This window comes from Kitasatospora sp. NPDC023176, from assembly GCF_055560495.1.
Genome location: NZ_JBVHIP010000100.1, coordinates 1 through 1,137 on the forward strand (window position 1 = coordinate 1; position 1,137 = coordinate 1,137).

Annotated in this window: 1 protein-coding gene; it reads right to left on the reverse strand. The window is 65.1% G+C overall.

The genetic code is table 11. The features are described 5' to 3' along the window. Positions 1-52: 52 nt before the first annotated feature. Positions 53-679 carry an alpha/beta hydrolase gene (locus ACZ3YL_RS42480; RefSeq protein ID WP_465663211.1) on the reverse strand — a complete coding sequence of 209 codons (627 nt, stop codon included), beginning with the start codon at positions 677-679 and terminating at the stop codon, positions 53-55. Between the last annotated feature and the right edge of the window lie 458 nt (positions 680-1,137).

Below are 1,137 nucleotides of genomic sequence, written 5' to 3' on the forward strand. Positions count from 1 at the left end.
GGCGGGTACTTCATCGGTGCGGCCATGGCAGAGGCTCCCTTCTCATGGCCAATCAGGCCATCTCCGGCAACCTTCCGCACGTCGGGGGAACCTCATAGTGCGCGAACGCCTGAACCGAGATGGGAATCCAGGCACCGCGGTGAGGCGTGTCATAGCTGAAGTAGGTGGCCGTCTGGTGGTCCTCGCCCTCGAACTCCATCTTGGCCAGGGCGTACCGGGTGATGAGGCCGCCCATGCTGTAGCCCCCGACCACCAGACCCCCATTCCTGTCCGGCTGGTTGCGGATGGTCTTCAAGATCGCCTCGATCGCGACCTCGGCATTGTCCAGGATCGATGCACTTCGCTCGGCGTAGCCGATGATGACCAGGCTCCTGCCGCGGGCCAGCAGCTCGCTGAAGAATGGGAAACCCTGGCCGTTCCACCCGTCCCAGATGTGGTCCAACAGGCTGGGGCCGCTGTCGAACCCGTCGGAAAGGACCAGAGGCCGAACCAGGCCACCGTTTCCCGCCCCGTAGTAGACCCACGCCCAACCTCCGTCGAGGTCCCAGGTCTCGTCGGGCCCAGGCGCGGCGGCTACGGGCGGCGCCGGCAGGGGCGATACGAGTCCCATACTGCCGATGGCCTGTGCCGCTCGAGCGAGGTGCTGATCGTTGTGTGATGTTCCGCCTGGCTGGCTCATGCTGCGCCTTTCCGCATGTGTGTGTAGTCCTCGCGCAGTGTTCCCACGTCGTGAGGGAACCAGCTGCCTCTTGACCGGATGCGCTCATCCGGCAGACACGGGCCCTGGCCGCCGGACGCGACGCTAGGCGCAGGAGATCTACTCATCAGACGAGCTGAGCTGACGGAGGGCGGAGGAGCCGACTTCTGCAGCTCGTGAGCTGGCGCCAGGCCTGAACCGACTTTCACCCCTGGCGCAATCCTCTGATTCGCGCGGGAGAGTTCGGCTACCCTCGCGACCTGTGCCGGGGAGTTTCGGGGAAGGGGCGGTGAGTTTCGCCCCGGGGCGTTGTGAGTTTGCCCGCGCCGGGCCCGCTCGCCCCGGCTAGTGTCATGCGCCGCAAATCACGAGGGTAATTATTTCTATGAGGATGGGCTGGTTGGGTTGATCTTGGCGAGGTAGTCGGCGAGGGATTTGAG